The organism is Paraburkholderia sp. SIMBA_053, assembly GCF_046534895.1.
Taxonomy (GTDB): domain Bacteria; phylum Pseudomonadota; class Gammaproteobacteria; order Burkholderiales; family Burkholderiaceae; genus Paraburkholderia; species Paraburkholderia caledonica.
The window spans coordinates 1-537 of the sequence record NZ_JAWRXU010000077.1; the positions used below are offsets into that span (position 1 = coordinate 1).

1 pseudogene is annotated in these 537 nt (G+C 65.9%); it reads right to left on the reverse strand.

The window, feature by feature from the left end:
• Positions 1-537 (reverse strand): annotated as a pseudogene (locus tag SB753_RS34625) (hypothetical protein); the annotation flags it as partial.

Sequence of the window (537 nt, forward strand, 5' to 3'; positions counted from 1 at the left end):
GCGACTTCATCCATCCAGTCGGTCAAGTACGGTTTCGTGGCGGCGCTCGGACGCTTCGCGAGGTCGTCGGTCTTTTGCAGGCTGATCCAGCGAAGCGGCGACGACGCGAACAATGGCGCCATTTGCGCCGAGCTCAGACTGCGTGCGCGGTCTTCGGTAAGCCCCGAGTGACCGCCCGCCCACACGACGCCGACGCGCGGCAGCCCTTGTTGCGGCAACGCGTCCAGTCTCGCGCGCCAGGTCGCGGAGCGCTGCGGGTCCGCGTACAGATACGCGTCGGCTGGAATGTTGTCGAGGCGCGTGCCGAACGCGAGCGGCAGCGACATCAACGGACATTGCCAGCCCCATTGGCTGATGTCCGGCATGACGTCGTCGAGCATCACGAGACCTGGCCAGCGGGCGCACAACGACTCTTCGTAAAGCCGCCGCAACGACGGCGGACAGATATAGCCCACCTGGGCAAAGCGTTCGAGCGCGAGCGGCAGATAACGCACGAATTGCAGGCTGTCGCCGTGGCCCTGCTCGGGCAACACCAGC